The organism is Microbacterium songi (assembly GCF_042747925.1).
Lineage (GTDB): Bacteria > Actinomycetota > Actinomycetes > Actinomycetales > Microbacteriaceae > Microbacterium.
On the sequence record NZ_JBHZIE010000011.1, the window covers coordinates 186,980 to 202,240 of the forward strand.

At 70.3% G+C, this 15,261-nt stretch carries 12 protein-coding genes; 7 read left to right on the top strand and 5 right to left on the bottom strand.

Annotated elements, in window-relative coordinates; translation table 11 throughout:
- Nucleotides 1-51: 51 nt before the first annotated feature.
- Nucleotides 52-591 carry a hypothetical protein gene (locus ACFM35_RS14730; protein WP_378843382.1) on the bottom strand — a complete coding sequence of 180 codons (540 nt, stop codon included), beginning with the start codon at nucleotides 589-591 and terminating at the stop codon, nucleotides 52-54.
- Between the two features lie 181 nt (nucleotides 592-772).
- Here ACFM35_RS14730 and ACFM35_RS14735 point away from each other — a divergent pair, with 181 nt between their 5' ends.
- Nucleotides 773-1,450, top strand: coding sequence for a response regulator transcription factor (locus ACFM35_RS14735; protein ID WP_378843383.1), 678 nt, complete (start codon nucleotides 773-775; stop codon nucleotides 1,448-1,450).
- Nucleotides 1,447-2,991: a sensor histidine kinase gene (locus ACFM35_RS14740; RefSeq protein WP_378843384.1), complete on the top strand. Its 1,545-nt coding sequence runs from the start codon at nucleotides 1,447-1,449 to the stop codon at nucleotides 2,989-2,991. The genes ACFM35_RS14735 and ACFM35_RS14740 overlap by 4 nt, the downstream gene beginning before the upstream one ends.
- Here the strand turns inward: ACFM35_RS14740 and ACFM35_RS14745 are convergent.
- The gene (locus ACFM35_RS14745; protein WP_378843386.1) at nucleotides 2,966-3,472 is read right to left on the bottom strand and encodes a GNAT family N-acetyltransferase; all 507 of its coding nucleotides are present in this window, start codon (nucleotides 3,470-3,472) and stop codon (nucleotides 2,966-2,968) included. The genes ACFM35_RS14740 and ACFM35_RS14745 overlap by 26 nt on opposite strands.
- 237 nt (nucleotides 3,473-3,709) lie before the next feature.
- On the opposite strand from ACFM35_RS14745, the gene ACFM35_RS14750 reads away from it, so the two are divergent.
- The gene (locus tag ACFM35_RS14750; RefSeq protein WP_378843388.1) at nucleotides 3,710-4,270 is read left to right on the top strand and encodes an acyl-CoA thioesterase; all 561 of its coding nucleotides are present in this window, start codon (nucleotides 3,710-3,712) and stop codon (nucleotides 4,268-4,270) included.
- A gap of 24 nt (nucleotides 4,271-4,294) precedes the next feature.
- Here the strand turns inward: ACFM35_RS14750 and ACFM35_RS14755 are convergent, their stop codons facing one another.
- Nucleotides 4,295-5,179 (bottom strand): LysR family transcriptional regulator, encoded by an 885-nt coding sequence (locus ACFM35_RS14755; protein ID WP_378843618.1) that lies wholly within the window; start codon nucleotides 5,177-5,179, stop codon nucleotides 4,295-4,297.
- A 158-nt stretch (nucleotides 5,180-5,337) separates the two neighbouring features.
- On the opposite strand from ACFM35_RS14755, the gene ACFM35_RS14760 reads away from it, so the two are divergent.
- The gene (locus tag ACFM35_RS14760) at nucleotides 5,338-9,123 is read left to right on the top strand and encodes a proline dehydrogenase family protein (RefSeq protein WP_378843620.1); all 3,786 of its coding nucleotides are present in this window, start codon (nucleotides 5,338-5,340) and stop codon (nucleotides 9,121-9,123) included.
- Here the strand turns inward: ACFM35_RS14760 and ACFM35_RS14765 are convergent.
- Nucleotides 9,116-9,823: a hypothetical protein gene (locus ACFM35_RS14765; RefSeq protein WP_378843390.1), complete on the bottom strand. Its 708-nt coding sequence runs from the start codon at nucleotides 9,821-9,823 to the stop codon at nucleotides 9,116-9,118. The genes ACFM35_RS14760 and ACFM35_RS14765 overlap by 8 nt on opposite strands.
- A 53-nt stretch (nucleotides 9,824-9,876) precedes the next feature.
- Between ACFM35_RS14765 and ACFM35_RS14770 the strand changes: the two genes are divergently transcribed.
- Entirely contained in the window at nucleotides 9,877-10,740 is an 864-nt protein-coding gene (locus ACFM35_RS14770) for a GTP-binding protein LepA (RefSeq protein WP_378843392.1), read from the top strand.
- A gap of 42 nt (nucleotides 10,741-10,782) precedes the next feature.
- Here the strand turns inward: ACFM35_RS14770 and ACFM35_RS14775 are convergent, their stop codons facing one another.
- Nucleotides 10,783-12,852, bottom strand: a complete 2,070-nt coding sequence (locus ACFM35_RS14775) for an MDR family MFS transporter (RefSeq protein ID WP_378843394.1) — start codon at nucleotides 12,850-12,852, stop codon at nucleotides 10,783-10,785.
- Between the two features lie 286 nt (nucleotides 12,853-13,138).
- Here ACFM35_RS14775 and ddaH point away from each other — a divergent pair, with 286 nt between their 5' ends.
- On the top strand, nucleotides 13,139-14,020 hold the full coding sequence (gene ddaH, locus ACFM35_RS14780) for a dimethylargininase (RefSeq protein ID WP_378843396.1): 882 nt from the start codon (nucleotides 13,139-13,141) through the stop codon (nucleotides 14,018-14,020).
- Complete coding sequence (gene rocD / locus ACFM35_RS14785; protein ID WP_378843398.1) at nucleotides 14,017-15,246, top strand: ornithine--oxo-acid transaminase; 1,230 nt, start codon at nucleotides 14,017-14,019, stop codon at nucleotides 15,244-15,246. The genes ddaH and rocD overlap by 4 nt, the downstream gene beginning before the upstream one ends.
- Nucleotides 15,247-15,261: the final 15 nt, after the last annotated feature.

Consider the following 15,261-nt stretch of genomic DNA (forward strand, 5'->3'; position numbering starts at 1 on the left):
GCTTCGCACCCGCAGCGTCGGACGGTGTCACAGGCTGCGGGTGCGAGGCGTTCAGGATGCCGGCGGCGCGGTGCTCTCCGGGGTGGGCGGCGTGGGGCGCGTCCCGTCGGCGGGGGGCGTGGGTGCCTCGCCCCGCGGTCCGACCGCGCCCGGTCCGCCCGCGCCCGGTCCGCCCGTCGCCGGTCCGCACTCCCGGCCCGCGGCATCGGTCTTGCCCGCGTCGGGCTCCGCGGCGTCCGTCGGCGGGGAGGGCGCCTCCGTCCCGTCGGTGAGAGCAGGCGTGCGAGCTTCGGTGGGTGCTCCCGTCGACGCGCCCCGAGGCGTCTGCACCGATCCGCCGGGGGTCGGTGCGTCCGGTGACGCGGATGCCGCCGCGACCGATGACGCCGGGGTCATCGTCGCCCCGTTCGCCGCGAGCGCCGCGGTGCCGGCGACGAGTCCGATACCGAGCACGGCGGCTCCGGTCAGCAGACCTGCACGTCGCCACCGACGCGGACGGTCGGTCGAGAAGGCCTGAAGGGTGGGGTACTCCTGGGTGGTCGCGTCGCCCTCGTCGTCGGGGCGCGGTGCGCGGTGGTCGTTGTCGGTCATGTCATCTCCGTCGTCGGGGGTGACCGGCGATCTGCCGGCCGTCGTCCCGGCCGTTCCGGCCGGTGATCCCAGCCTCGGAGCCGAAGCTGAAGCGCGACTTAAGACCGGCCGCCGCCGGCACCTCAGCCTCTCGCCAGCCGATGCATAGGCCGCGCATAGCGCGCGTCCGTACGGTGCTCGGATGTCGACAGCCGCCCGCGTGCTCGTCCTGGAGGACGACGCCGCCATCCGCACTTCCCTCGTCGTCGCGCTCGGAGCCGAGGGATTCGTCGCCCTCGGAGACCCCGACGGCACGGCGCTGCCGGAGCGGTTGCGCTCATTCGTCCCCGACCTGGTCGTCCTGGATTGGATGATGCCGGGCCCGAGCGGCATCCAGCTCGTCTCGACCGTCCGCGCCGCGAGCGACGCGGGCATCATGATGCTCACGGCCCGCGACGAGGTCGATGACCGCCTGCGCGGATTCACCGAGGGGGTCGACGACTACCTCGTCAAGCCGTTCTCGATGGCGGAGCTGGTCGCTCGCGCCAGCGCCGTGATGCGCCGGCGCGGACGGGTGCCGACGGTGATCCAGGTCGATGACCTTCTGGTCGATCCGGACGCCGCCACGTGCCGTCGCGCGGGCGTCGCGGTCGATCTCACCGCGACCGAGTTCCGGCTGCTGAGCTTCCTCGCCGCGAGTCGCGGGCGCACGCTGTCCAAGGCGCAGATCCTCACTCAGGTGTGGGGGTACGACGACTACGACACCAACCTGGTGGAGGTGCACCTCAGTGCGCTCCGCCGCAAGCTCGAGGAGCACGGACCGCGACTGATCCACACGATCCGCGGGATCGGCTATCGGCTGAGCCCCGCCGCGGCATGAGCGACGGGCGCCTCCGCACGGGCTCTCTGCGCGCGCGCACGATCGTGGCGGTGCTCGTGCTGCTCGCCGTCCTGCTGGGGGCGCTCGCCGTCACCGTCGAGGCGCTCCTGGGCGCGCGGCTGCGCGCGCAGATCGAGGAGCGGCTGCAGGATCGGGCATCGGCCGCCGTCGCCCTGATCGGCACGGTCGACCCGAACGAGCTGGCGGAGCGACTGTCGGCGCAGGGTCTCGCCGTGAAGATCGAGAACGCGGCCGGCGAGCAGATCGTGGCCGGGCCGAGTCCGGACCAGTTGCGGGCGGGACCGCCCGCGGGACTGGACGGACCAGGACCGGCGCCCAGCGGCGTTTCGCGTGATGCGAACGATGCGGCGGGCGACGCGGGTGCGGAAGGCGACGCCGATGCAGGTGGCGCCGTGTCCGCGGCGCCGAGCGTGACGGCGTCGGCCTTCTCCGGTGATGACGCGCTCGTCACGCTGACCACGACGCTCAGCGACGACTCGATTCTCACCCTGACCGCGTCGGCGGCGTCGGTCTCGCAGACCCTCGTGCAATTGCGGTGGGTGATGGTCGGAGCATCCGTCGGCCTTCTGGTCGTCGCGACGGCGGGGGTGGTGCTCGTCGTGCGGACGACGCTGCGACCCCTGGACAGGGTCACCGAGGTGGCGCGGTCGATCGCCGGCGGCGACCGCGGGCGGCGATTGCGCCCCTCGAGTTCACGGACCGAGATCGGCCGCGTCGCGACGGCGTTCGATGAGATGCTCGACGACATCGAGGGTGCGGAGCGATCGGCCCTCCAGGCCGAGTCACGCCTTCGGACGTTCGTGTCGGATGCCGCGCATGAGCTCCGCACGCCCGTCGCGGGTATCCGCGCGGCAGCCGAGACCCTCGTGCGCGCCGAACTTTCCGACGAGCAGCGAGAGCAGTTCGCGGCCATCGTGGCGGGGGAGGCGGGGCGGGCGACACGGCTGATCGACGACATGCTGATGATGGCGCGACTGGATCGGGGGATCGACCTCGACCTGCGGGTGGTAGTGGTCGGCGACCTGATCGACGCCGAGGCGGCGCGGTCGCGTCTCCGGCATCCGTCGCTCGCGCTCACGGTGGAGCTGGATGACCCCTCGGTCACGGCGGACGTCGACGTCGATCGCCTGGGGCAGGTGCTCGCGAACATCGTCGACAACGCCGCGCGCGCGACGTCCGGCCGCGGGACGGTCGTGATCGCCGTGGATTCTTCCGGACGCGGCGTCGACGGGGTGGTGCGCCTCACCGTGACCGATGACGGGCCGGGGGTCGCGGCCTCCGATCACGAGCGCATCTTCGATCGGCTGGTGCGGCTCGACGACGGCCGCGAGCGCGGGTCGGGGGCCGGCCTCGGACTGCCGATCGCCCGCGGGATCGCACGGGCGCACGGCGGCGACGTGACATGCGCGCCGTCAGGCAGGGGGGCGCGCTTCGTCGTGACGCTTCCGGCCGGCGTGACCGCGGGCGGGGGCGTGGTGGGCTCCGTAGCCGGCGTCAGCGGACGAAGCGGACCTCGGTGAGGGTCTCGCCGAGGAACGGCTCGGTGTGCGTGGCCCCGTCGAGCGAGAACCCGTTGCGCGTATAGAAGCGGTGGGCGCGGGGGTTGTCGTCGGCGACCCAGAGGTAGATCGGCTCCCCCTCGTCGACGGCGGCGTCGAAGAGCCGCTGACCGATGCCCGTGCCGTGGAACGCATCGAGCAGGTAGATGAAGTAGAGCTCGCGGTTCGTCGGGGCGTCCTTGTCGCGGGCCGGTCCCGAGCCGACGAAGCCGACGATGTCACCGTTCACGAGCGCCGCCTGCATGCGGAAGTCGGGTCCCTGCGAGGCCCAGTGGGTCCACAGTTCCGCCAGTCGCCGGGGCGAGACGGCCTCGAGCGCGGCCTTGCTGATGAGGTGGTCGTAGGTCTCGTGCCAGCAGGTGGCGTGGACGCGTCCGAGGGCCTCGGCATCCACGTCGCGCACGGGTCGGACGACGATGTCGGTCTGCAGATCCGCTTCCATGCGGCGACTCTACGCGCCGTCCGCGAGGGGGGGAAATCGAGCGGAATCCCGGGGGTGCGCAGCCTGCTCACGTGGGACGGCTCCGGTCGGTCGCGAGTGGTCGCCACGTCTCCGGTTCGCATGCGCGAACGATTCGCACGGCGGACGCGAGGTCCCCCCGTAGGTGCCCCGGGGCGGGCTGTGGGCATCCCACAATCGAATCGCGAACCGACGTGAGGATGGCTACTGTCACTCTTCGTGAACGTACTGTGGCGCACCATGCTCACCATCTGGCACGCGAAGGTCATGCTCCGCCGACGGGGTCCGATCGACCCGATGAGCGTCGGGCGCGTGCGGTTGACGACGCTCCCCACCGACCTCGACCTGCTGGGCCACATGAACAACGGGCGCTACGCCTCGCTGTTCGACCTGGGCCGGTTCGATCTGCTGATCCGCACCGGCTTCTGGGACACCTTCGGCGAGAAGGACTGGTACCCGGTCGTGGCGAGCGAGACGGTGACCTTTCGCAAATCGCTTCGGCTGTGGCAGCGGTTCACCGTCGAGTCGCGGCTGCTCGGCCACGATGGTCGTTCGGTCTACCTGATCCACCGCGCGGTCGTGAAAGGCGAGGTCTACACCGAGATGATCGTGCGCGCGCGGTTCCTCAAGCGCACCGGAGGGGTCGTGACGCACCAGGAGCTCTTCGACGCGATCCACCGTTCCGACACCCTCCCGCAGATCGCCCCGTGGGTCGCAGACTGGGCCGCGGCGTCCGCTCTGCCGTCCACTCGCGCAGAGGCCCCCAGCCTCTGGGACTGACGCGGTCGAGCCCGTGCGCGGTCGTCACGCCGGTGACGCGAACGCCTCCCGCAGCGCATCGCGCACCACGCGGATGCCGGCGCGCGCGCCCGATGACCGACGCACCGCGGTGAAGATCTCGCGCACGGGAGCGCCTGGCAGATCGAACAGTCGCACTGCCGGCTCCTGCCCGGCCCCGAGCAGGTCCGGCAGGAGGCCCACCGCATGACCGGCGGCGACGAGGCGGACGTGCGCCGTCAGGTCGGCGAACTCGAAGCGCACGTCCGGCTCGAAACCGGCGGCGCGGCACTGCTGCTGCATCCACTGTCGCGACGCGGTGCCCGCCGGCTCGGCGACCCACGCCCGATCGCGCAGGTCCGCCAGCCGACGCGCCCGATCTCCCGTGGGCAGGGCCAGCCGGATCGGATCGTTGCCGAGAGGCTCACGCAGCAGCCCGGCATGATGCGCGCGGGTGTGGCCCGGATACTGTTCGGCGATCACCAGATCGAACCCGCGTGCCGCCAGTTCGAACAGACCCTCCTCGGGAGGCACTTCAGCGAGCTCCACTCGTAGATCCGGCGCGCAATCCCGGAGCAGCGTCAGCGTGCGCGGCACGATCGCCTGCGCGGTCGTCTGCATCGCGGCCACCCGCACGGGAGCGATCCCCGGCCGGATCGCCTCCAACTCTCCGCGGATCCGTTCTTCCAGGTCGAGGGCCTGGGCGGCATGCGCGGCGAGCGCCTCGCCGTGATCGGTCAGTCGCACCCGCCGCCCGTCGGCGATCAGCAACGGCACGCCCGCATCCTTCTCCAGCTGTGCCAGCTGCTGCGAGATCGTCGACGGACTGTATGACAGCGCCTCCGCCACAGCGGCGAGCGTTCCCCGCAGCGCGAGCTCGTGCAGCATCCGCAGCCGGCGCAGTTCGAACATGCCCATCCAATCATCGATGAAACCGAACAGTACTAATCGTAGAACATCGCTTTTCATGAACGATCGGATGCCGCATCCTGAGTCGTATGGAAACCATCGGGGTGCAGGCTGGAACCACGAACGCGGGCGAACGCGCACGCGCCAAGGCAGGGGAGCGCATGACCGACGATCCGACGACCCCGCTGGTGGACGACGCCATCGCCCTTGCTCAGCGCTGGGTCCGCGAAGCAGCCGAGGTCGACGCCGATCCCGCCGCCGCCCGGCTCGCCGGCGTCCTGCAGGATGCCAACGGCCTCCCCTTCACGATCGGATTCGTCGATGGGGTCATGCGACCGGAGAGCCTCGCCGCAGCGGCATCCAATCTTCAGCGCGTCGCCCCGCTCGTTCCGGACTTCCTTCCCTGGTACCTGCGCGGCGCCGTCCGCCTGGGGGGCGTGATGGCTCCGGTGCTGCCGACGCCGGTCGTGCCGATCGCGCGCCGCGTCCTGCGTGAGATGGTCGGGCACCTCGTGGTCGACGCCCGCCCCGAGAAGCTCGGACCGGCGATCGCCAAGATCCGCGAGAGCGGCGCCCGACTGAACCTCAATCTGCTCGGCGAAGCCGTTCTGGGCGAGCAGGAGGCCCTGAGCCGCCTCGACGGCATCCACGAGCTCATCCGTCGCGCCGACGTCGACTACGTCTCGGTGAAGGTGTCGGCGATCGCGTCCCACATCTCGATGTGGGCGTTCGACGAGGTCGTCGACACGGTGGTCGCACGACTGCTGCCCCTGTATCTCAGCGCCGCAGGCGACGACACGTTCATCAACCTCGACATGGAGGAGTACCGCGACCTCGACCTGACGATCGCCGTCTTCATCCGCCTGCTGGAGGACCCGCGCCTGAATGCCCTGGAGGCCGGAATCGTGTTGCAGGCCTACCTGCCGGACGCCCTCCCCGCGCTGCAGCAGCTCACCGCGTGGGCGAAGCAGCGCGTCGCCGACGGCGGTGCTCGCATCAAGGTGCGCCTGGTGAAGGGCGCGAACCTGGCGATGGAACGCGTCGACGCCACCATGCACGACTGGGAGCTCGCCACCTACGGGGCGAAGGTCGATTCCGACGCCAACTACCTGCGGTGCCTCGACGCGGCCCTGCACCCCGAGAACACTGCGGCCGTGCGCATCGGCGTCGCCGGCCACAACCTGTTCGACATCGCCTACGCGTGGCTGCTCGCCGGGGAGCGCGGCGTCCGTGCAGACGCCGAGTTCGAGATGCTCCTCGGCATGGCGCAGGGACAGGTGGAGGCGGTCGCCCGCGAGGTCGGCCACGTGCTGCTCTACGTCCCGGTGGTTCGCCCGGACGAGTTCGATGTCGCGATCAGCTACCTCGTCCGGCGGCTGGAGGAGAACGCGTCGAGCGACAACTTCCTCTCGGCCGCCTTCGAGCTCGCCGACCAGCCATCCCTGTTCGATCGCGAACGCGACCGGTTCCTGGCCTCCCTGGAGCGCGCAGCGGACGCCTCGTTCCCGACTGGTCCGAACCGCAGCCAGGACCGCCGCGCGGCAAGCGAGCCCGTGATCTCGGCCGGCTCCGCCCCGCTCGACCCGGGGGCGGACGAGCCCGAGTCGGGCCGGGCACGCCGGCCCGGCGAGCCCGAGGTCGACGCCACCAGAGTGGTTCTCGGCATCGCGCGCGGGTCCGCCGGCGGCGCCTCGGCCCACGACGACCGCGACATCGACTCCCGAATCGACCTGGGGGAGACCGCCCCGCTCGAACCGTCGGCGCCGTCGTTGCTGTTCGCCGGTGACGCATACGTCGAGACCGCCATCTTCTCTCCGCGCGAATCCGAGGGGACCGCCGCGGGGGCGCCGGGGTTCCGCAACACCCCCGACTCCGACCCCGCACTGCCGGCCACCCGCGACTGGTCGCGAGAGATCCTCGCCCGCATCGACACCTCCACCGCCGGCGACGCGGCCATCGCCGCCGCCCTCGTCGATGATCCCGAAGTGCTCGAGGGCATCGTGGCCCGCGTCCGCGACGCGGCGACCGGGTGGGGCGCGCTGCCCGCCGCCGACCGCTCCGCGGTGCTCGTGGCCGCAGCTCGCGCGCTCGAAGACCGACGCGGCGAACTGATCGAGGTCGCGGCATCCGAAACCGGCAAGGTCTTCGCGGAGGCCGACGTCGAGGTGAGCGAAGCGGTGGACTTCGCGAACTACTACGCCGCCACCGCGCGGGAACTCGACAGCGTCGGCGGGGCCGTCTTCGTCCCGGCGCAGCTGACCGTCGTCGCCCCGCCCTGGAACTTCCCGCTGGCGATCCCCGCCGGCGGGGTGCTCGCCGCCCTCGCCGCGGGCTCGGGCGTCGTCTTCAAGCCCGCGCCCCAGGCCCGCCGCTGCGCCGCCGTGCTCGCCGAGGCCCTGTGGGCCGCCGGAGTGCCTCGCGACGTGCTCGCCCTGGTCGACATCGACGAGGGCGACCTCGGCCGGCGCCTCATCTCGCATCCCGACGTCGACCGCGTCATCCTCACGGGCTCGTGGGAGACCGCCGCCCTGTTCCGTTCGTGGCGTCCCGACCTGCCGATGCTCGCCGAGACGAGCGGCAAGAACGCCATGATCGTCATGCCGTCGGCCGACCTCGATCTCGCGGCATCCGATCTCATCAAGAGCGCTTTCGGCCATGCCGGTCAGAAGTGCTCGGCAGCCTCGCTCGCGATCCTCGTCGGACCGGTCGGCAGATCGGAGCGCTTCGCACGACAGCTCGTGGATGCGGCGACCTCGCTGCGCGTCGGACCTCCGACCGACCCGCTGTCGGAGGTGGGACCGGTCATCGAGCCGCCGCAGGGCAAGCTGCAGTGGGCGCTGACGACCCTCGACGATGATGAGCGCTGGCTCGTGCAGCCGCGCCCCCTCTCCGGAGACTCGACCGGTCGGTACTGGACTCCGGGCATCCGCACGGGAGTGCGCCCCGGCTCGCGCTTCCACCGCGAGGAGTTCTTCGGGCCGGTGCTCGGTGTGATGCACGCGAGCTCCCTGACCCAGGCGATCGAACTGCAGAACGCCGTCGCCTACGGCCTGACCGCGGGGCTCTACACGCAGAACCCCGACGACCTCGCGCGCTGGCTCGACGGTGTGCAGGCGGGCAACCTCTACGTGAACCGCGGCATCACGGGCGCGATCGTGCAGCGCCAGCCGTTCGGCGGATGGAAGCGCTCGTCGGTCGGTGCCGGCACCAAGGCCGGCGGGCCGAACTACCTCGTCGGGCTGGGATCGTGGCGCCCCTCGACCGGCGGCGCGGGATCGAGCACGCTGCATTTGCGCGGTCTCGACACCCGCATCACGAGCGTTATCGAGGCGGCCCAGCCGTCGCTGGACTACGACGCCTTCGAATGGCTGCGGCGCGCGGCCCTCTCGGACGCGATCATGTGGAGTCGCGAGTTCGGCCAGGTCAGGGACGTCTCCCGGCTCGGCGTGGAACGCAATCTGTTCCGGTACCGTCCGCTCGACGTGGAGGTGCGCGCGACCGCGGACGCCTCGTGGCAGGCGTTGCTGCGCGTGGTGATCGCCGGTATCCGCGCGGGCTCCACCTTCGTCGTCAGCACGCCCGTCGGACTCCCCGCTCCCGTGCGGCACGCGCTCGCGGAGCAGGACGTGGTGGTGTACCTCGAGACGGACGAGCAGTGGCGACAGCGGATGCTGCGGACCGAGGCATCCGCTCCCGGCGACGCGCCGGCGCACGGGGTGGGCGTCCGGGCGTCGCGTGTGCGGCTGGTCGGCCCGCGCCCCTCGACCCGCGCGGAGGAGCTGGCCCTCGCCGAGACGGTCTCGGGCGATCCCGACCTCGCGATCTATGCGAACGAGGTGACCACCGCCGGCCGCCTGGAGCTGCTGCCGTTCCTGCACGAGCAGGCGATCTCGATCACGGCGCACCGCTTCGGCAATCCCGACGACTGGTCGGAAGCGGTCATCTAGGCAGCTCGACCATGAAGGCGTCCACGAGTCCGCGGGCCGCGATGCCGAAGAGGGTCCAGTGCCCTTCCGGACCCTCATCGGTCGCGGCGATGTCGATGAGCGGGTGGTCGAGGCCTTCGGCGGCGCGCACCGCGAACCCTTCGCCGAGAGCCGCCATCGCCTCGGCGAAATCCTGGATCGTGTACGGGGTGCGCATGCGCATCCCGTACCGCCGCATCATCGATGAATAGAAGGCGATGAAGTCCTCGACCGACTCGGCGTGACGCGCGGCGCTCGCTTCGCGCAGCTCGGGCCACGCGCCCGCGGCCGTCCGCAGGGAGAGCGCCGTGATGAATGCGTGCGACGCCCTCGATTCGGGCGCTCGGTGGAACTGGGAGGCGTACGCGACATGGTCCTCGGCGGCGGCGCGGATGACGTCGTTCATCGGGCGATCGCTGTCGAGGGCATCCCGCACCGCGGTCTCGGCGCTCGCTGTGGGCGGCGCGAACCGGAGACCCACCATCTCGACCGAAAGATCGCGATGGTACTCGGTCTGGTCGGCCCAGATCCGGTAGGCCGCCCCCGTCGTGAGACCGACGTTTCGCAGCACCTCCTGCAGACGGATGTGCTGCACCCCCGCCGAGGCCCCGCGTTCGAGCAGCAGCTGCAGGCCTGCGTCGAGGATGAGTCGGCGGGTCTCCTCAGTGCTGCGACGGGTCATGCCCACAGCTTGTCAGGTTCACCCCCAACGGTGGCGGGTGGGAACATGAACATGTGGCAGAGGCGATCACGCAGCAGCGCATCCTGGAGCACGTCCAGCGACTCGGTGACCAGTACCCGCCGATCGCGCTCGCCTCCGTCGATCGTGAGATCCGCGATGCGCGTGCCGTCGATGCGCAATACGGCCACGTCATCGACTACCTCGCCCGCGTCGAGCTCGAAGTCGATCGCAACGTGCTCGAGCTGCTCGTGCTGCTCCCCGACGTCACCGAGGTCGACCGCATGTTCTACGCCGATGTCTGGCAGCCGCAGGAGATCCAGCACGGATTGATCCTCGATCGCCTGCAGCAGGACCTGGGGCGCCCCGCCGCCGCCCCCGAGCTCGAGGTCTCCCTCAAGATGAAGATCATGGGCGCCCTCGCCCACTTCTCGCAGATCCAGGACATCGCCCGCCTGCTCTACTACCTCACCGGTGCCAGCACGGAACGTCAGGCGGTGCTGGCGTACAACATCATCAACGACGGCATGCGGCGGCTCGGGGAGTCGGCGATCTCGCAGACGATCATCACCCCGATCAAGCAGCAGGAGCCCGGGCACTTCGCGTTCTACCGGATGTCGGCGACCGCGCTCGTGCAGAGCGGCGATCTCAAGCCGTGGCAGCTCTACCTCGCCCGCGTGCTGCGTGAGAAGACCTACAACCTCGTGGGGACGAACGGTCAGGACCGCTATCGCGCGCAGATGGGCGGAGTGGCGACGGCTCTCGGCTTCGCCGACGACCTCGAGAAGTACGCCCGTGAGGTCGGCCGCATCGAGGCCCAGCTGCTCTGGGCCGACCACCGGGGCATGGAGTTTCCGCCGTACGTGCTGAAGGCACTGCGCGAGAGCATCGACCTCTACCGCGAACGCGGCTTCGGCTGACCTCTCGCGCAGCGCCTTCGCGCCGTGCGGAGCCGCGACCGACTACGGGACGATCAGTGAGCCCGCGGTGGTCGCCGAGTTCGCTCCGATGAGCTCTTCGTTCTCTTCGCGCTCCTGCTGTCGCTTCTCGTCGGCCGCCTCCTGCAGTGCCGACTTCGCGCGCAGCGGAGGCGTCTTGAAGAAGAGGGACAGGATGAACGCGAGCAGCACGACGCTCATCGCCACCCAGTAGACCGACACGGCCGACTGATTGAACGCGACGAGGAAGGGCTTCGTGAGACGCGGGTCGGCGCCCACCAGGAACGACGTGTCATCGAGCGTCGACGAGCCCACGGACTCGCCCGACTGCCCGGAAGTGAACTGGTCCTCGAGCGTGTCGGCGAGGGTGTCCACGAAGGCCGTGCGCTGCGCCTCGTCGGAGAAGTCGAGCGAGACGGACCCATCGGCGCCGATCCTCGCGACCGGGATCTGCTCGGTGATCTGGGCCGCGGCGGCGGACTGCGCCTCCGCGACGGCCGTCGCCGTCGCCGTCGCCTGCGCGGCAGCGGGGATCTCGCCCGCCGCGACCTTGTCGGCGACCGCCTGGGTCGCGGCATCCGTCGCCTGCGTCAGCCCGTCCCGGATCTGCGCCGTCGTGGCGTCCGTCGCCTGCGTCACGATCGGCGCATACACCTCGTCCATGATCGCGGTGTTGGCGGGCACCGACGACGTCGCCGGGTCGAGGGCGGCGTCGAGGGCGCCGGTGAGTGTCGCGCGGTCGGCGAAGGAACCGGTGATGTTCGTCGGCATGAGCGTGAACAGCAGGGACAGCAGGATGGCCGTACCGAGGGTTCCACCGATCTGACGGAAGAACGTCGACGCGCTCGTGGCCACGCCCATGTCGCGGAGCCCCACCGAGTTCTGGCTGGCGATCGTGAGCGTCTGCATGAGCTGGCCCAGGCCCAGGCCGATGACGAGCATCGCGGCGGCGAGGTACCAGTACGGGGTGTCATACCGCATGAAGGTCAGGATGAGGAAGCCGGTCGCCATGAGCGCCGTGCCGAGGATGGGGAACATGCGGTACCGCCCGGTGCGGGCGATGATCTGACCGCTGCCGATGGAGGCGATCATGAGGCCGAGGATCATCGGCAGCATCTGGAAGCCGCTCTCGGTGGGCGAGGAGCCGAGCACGAGCTGCAGGTAGAGCGGGAGGGTGAGCATCGCGCCGAACATGCCGAAGCCGACCAGCACGCCGATGATCGTCGCCATCGAGAACGTCGACGAGCGGAAGAGCTTCAACGGGATGAGCGCGTCGTCCTTCATGAGGGTCTCGGCGATGACGAAAGCCAGAACGCCGATGGCGCCGATCACGTAGCACGCGATGGCGATGCCCGAGCCCCAGCCCCACTCGCGGCCCTGCTCGGCGACGAGCAGCAGCGGCACGAGCGCCATGATGACGAACGTCGCGCCCCACCAGTCGATCCGCACCGAGTGCCGCGACTGCCGGGGGATGTGCAGGAACCGCCACACGATTCCGAGGGCGACGATGCCGATCGGCACGTTGATGAGGAACACCCAGCGCCAGCCGGCGATCCAGAGGATCTGGTCGGCGCCCGCGAACAGGCCGCCGACGAGGGGGCCGATGACGCTCGAGATGCCGAAGACGGCGAGGAAGTAGCCCTGGTACTTCGCGCGCTCACGTGGCGCGAGCATGTCGCCCATGATCGCGAGCGGCATCGACATGAGGCCGCCGGCCCCGAGGCCCTGTACGGCGCGGAAGGCGGCGAGCTCGATCATCGAGGTCGAGAAGCTCGCGAGGATCGAGCCGATGATGAAGATCACGATCGCGATGAGGAACAGCGGTCGACGACCGAAGATGTCGGACAGCTTGCCGTAGATCGGCGTCGAGATCGTCGAGACGATCAGGTAGGCGGTCGTCACCCACGCCTGCAGGCTGAGGCCGTTCAGGTCGTCGCCGATCGTGCGGATCGCCGTGCCCACGACGGTCTGATCGAGGGCGGAGAGGAACATGCCCGCCATCAGGCCGACGATGACGAACATGATCATGCGGTGGGTCATCACCGTGTGCGTGCCGTCGGTTTTCGGGTGGCGGGTTTCAGCGACGTCTGACATCGGTCCTCATCGGGGTTCAGCGGGAAGCAGGGTTCAACGGGAAGGGGCGGCGCTCTGCGCGATCGCGGCGACCACGGAAGTGAAGTCGTTGTCGCAGGTCAACCAACATTAGCGCTTCTCGCATTCCCGCGGCACCGGTTTCACGGCGGTATCGCCGGGGGAACGTGCCAGAATGAACCCGGCGTGCCCGGAATCGCCCTTCTTCGCACCGCTCCCGCGAGCAGCGCAGGGAGGGGCCGCCGGGCCTCTGGACATCGTCCGCCCGTCCCTCCCGCAAGGAGAAGTCATGACGACGCCCACCCGTACCGACCCGTCCCGGACCGATCAGCCCCGGATCGCCCAGCGCCGCCGCTATCTCATGTGCCGGCCCGAGCACTTCACGGTCAGCTACACGATCAATCCGTGGATGGAGCCGGCCAATCCGACCGATACGGCCAAGGCCGTCCGTCAGTGGCAGGACCTGTACGACATGTACGTGCAGCTCGGGCACGAGGTCGAGCTGATCGATCCCATCATCGGCCTGCCTGACATGGTCTACACCGCCAACGGCGGGTTCCTGATCGACAACGTCGCCTACGGCGCGAAGTTCCGCTTCCGCGAGCGCGGTCCCGAGGGCCCCGCGTTCATGGACTGGTTCGCCGCGAACGGCTACGACGTGCGCGCCCCCGCGGAGGTCAACGAGGGCGAAGGCGACTTCCTCCTGGTCGGCGAGGCGATCCTCGCGGGAACCGGCTTTCGCTCGACGGGAGACTCGCATCGGGAGATCGGCGAGATCTTCGGACGCGAGGTCGTGTCGCTGACGCTCACGGATCCGCGGTTCTACCACCTCGACACCGCGATCGCGGTGCTCGACCCCGTGCAGGGCGAAGGCGGCGTCGAGCACGCGAACATCGCGTACCTGCCCGGCGCGTTCGATGAGGCCAGCCAGGCGATCCTCGCGGAGCGCTACCCCGACGCGATCCGGGTCTCGGACGAGGACGGCTCGGTCTTCGGACTCAACTCCTCCAGCGACGGCTACAACGTCATCATCTCCCCCCGGGCGAAGGGCTTCGAGCAGCAGCTGCGCGAGCGCGGCTACAACCCGATCAAGGTCGACCTGTCGGAGCTCCTCCTCGGCGGCGGCGGCATCAAGTGCTGCACCCTCGAGCTGCGCGGGGCGGAAAAATGACTCCCGCGCACTCGCCGGCGCTGAGCACGGGCACGATCCGCGTCATCGGCGCCGAAGAGGACCACCTCGCGCACAACTACCACCCGCTCCCCGTCGTCATCGCGAAGGGCGAGGGTGCGTGGGTCACCGACGTCGAGGGCAAGCGCTACCTCGACCTGCTGGCGGCCTACTCCGCGCTCAACTTCGGGCACGGGCATCCGGCCATCCTCGCGGTCGTCCGCGAGCAGCTCGAACGCCTCACGCTGACGAGCCGGGCGTACCACAACGACCAGCTCGGCCCCTTCGCAGGGGCGCTGGCGAACCTCTGCGGCAAAGATCTGGTGCTGCCGATGAACACCGGCGCCGAGGCGGTCGAGACCGGCATCAAGGTCGCGCGCGCGTGGGCCTATCGCACGAAGGGCGTGGCTCCGGATGCCGCGACCATCGTCGTCGCGGACGGCAACTTCCACGGCCGCACGACGACGATCGTGGGTTTCAGCGACGACCCGCAGGCCCGCGACGACTTCGGTCCGTACGGGCCGGGCTTCGTGCACGTGCCGTTCGGGGATGCCGCGGCGCTGGAGGCGGCGATCACCCCGTCCACCGCGGCGGTGCTGATCGAGCCCATCCAAGGGGAGGCCGGTATCGTCATCCCGCCCGAGGGCTACCTGCAGGCCGTTCGCGAGATCTGCACGCGAGCAAACGTGCTGTTCATCGCCGACGAGATCCAATCCGGGCTCGGACGCGTCGGCACGACGTTCGCGTGCGATCGCGAGAACGTGGTTCCCGATGTCTATCTCCTCGGAAAGGCGCTGGGCGGCGGCATCCTGCCCCTCTCCGCCGTCGTCGCCGACCGGGAGGTGCTCGGTGTGATCCGCCCGGGCGAGCACGGCTCGACCTTCGGCGGGAATCCGCTGGCGGCCGCGGTGGGCACCCGGGTCGTCGAGATGCTCGCGACCGGCGAGTTCCAGAAGCGCGCGACCGCGCTGGGCGAGCACCTCGCCGCGCAGCTCGAGGGGCTCATCGGTCACGGCGTCACGGCGGTGCGCGTCGCCGGCCTCTGGGCCGGAGTCGACATCGATCCCGCGGTCGGAACGGGGCGCGAGGTCGCCGAGCGGCTGCTCGGGCGCGGGGTGCTCGTGAAGGACACGCACGGGCAGACGATCCGCATCGCTCCGCCGCTCATCGTGCGCGCGACCGAGCTGGACTGGGCCGTCGAGCAGCTCCGCGTGGTGCTCGCGGGCTGAGGATGAGATGCGCGT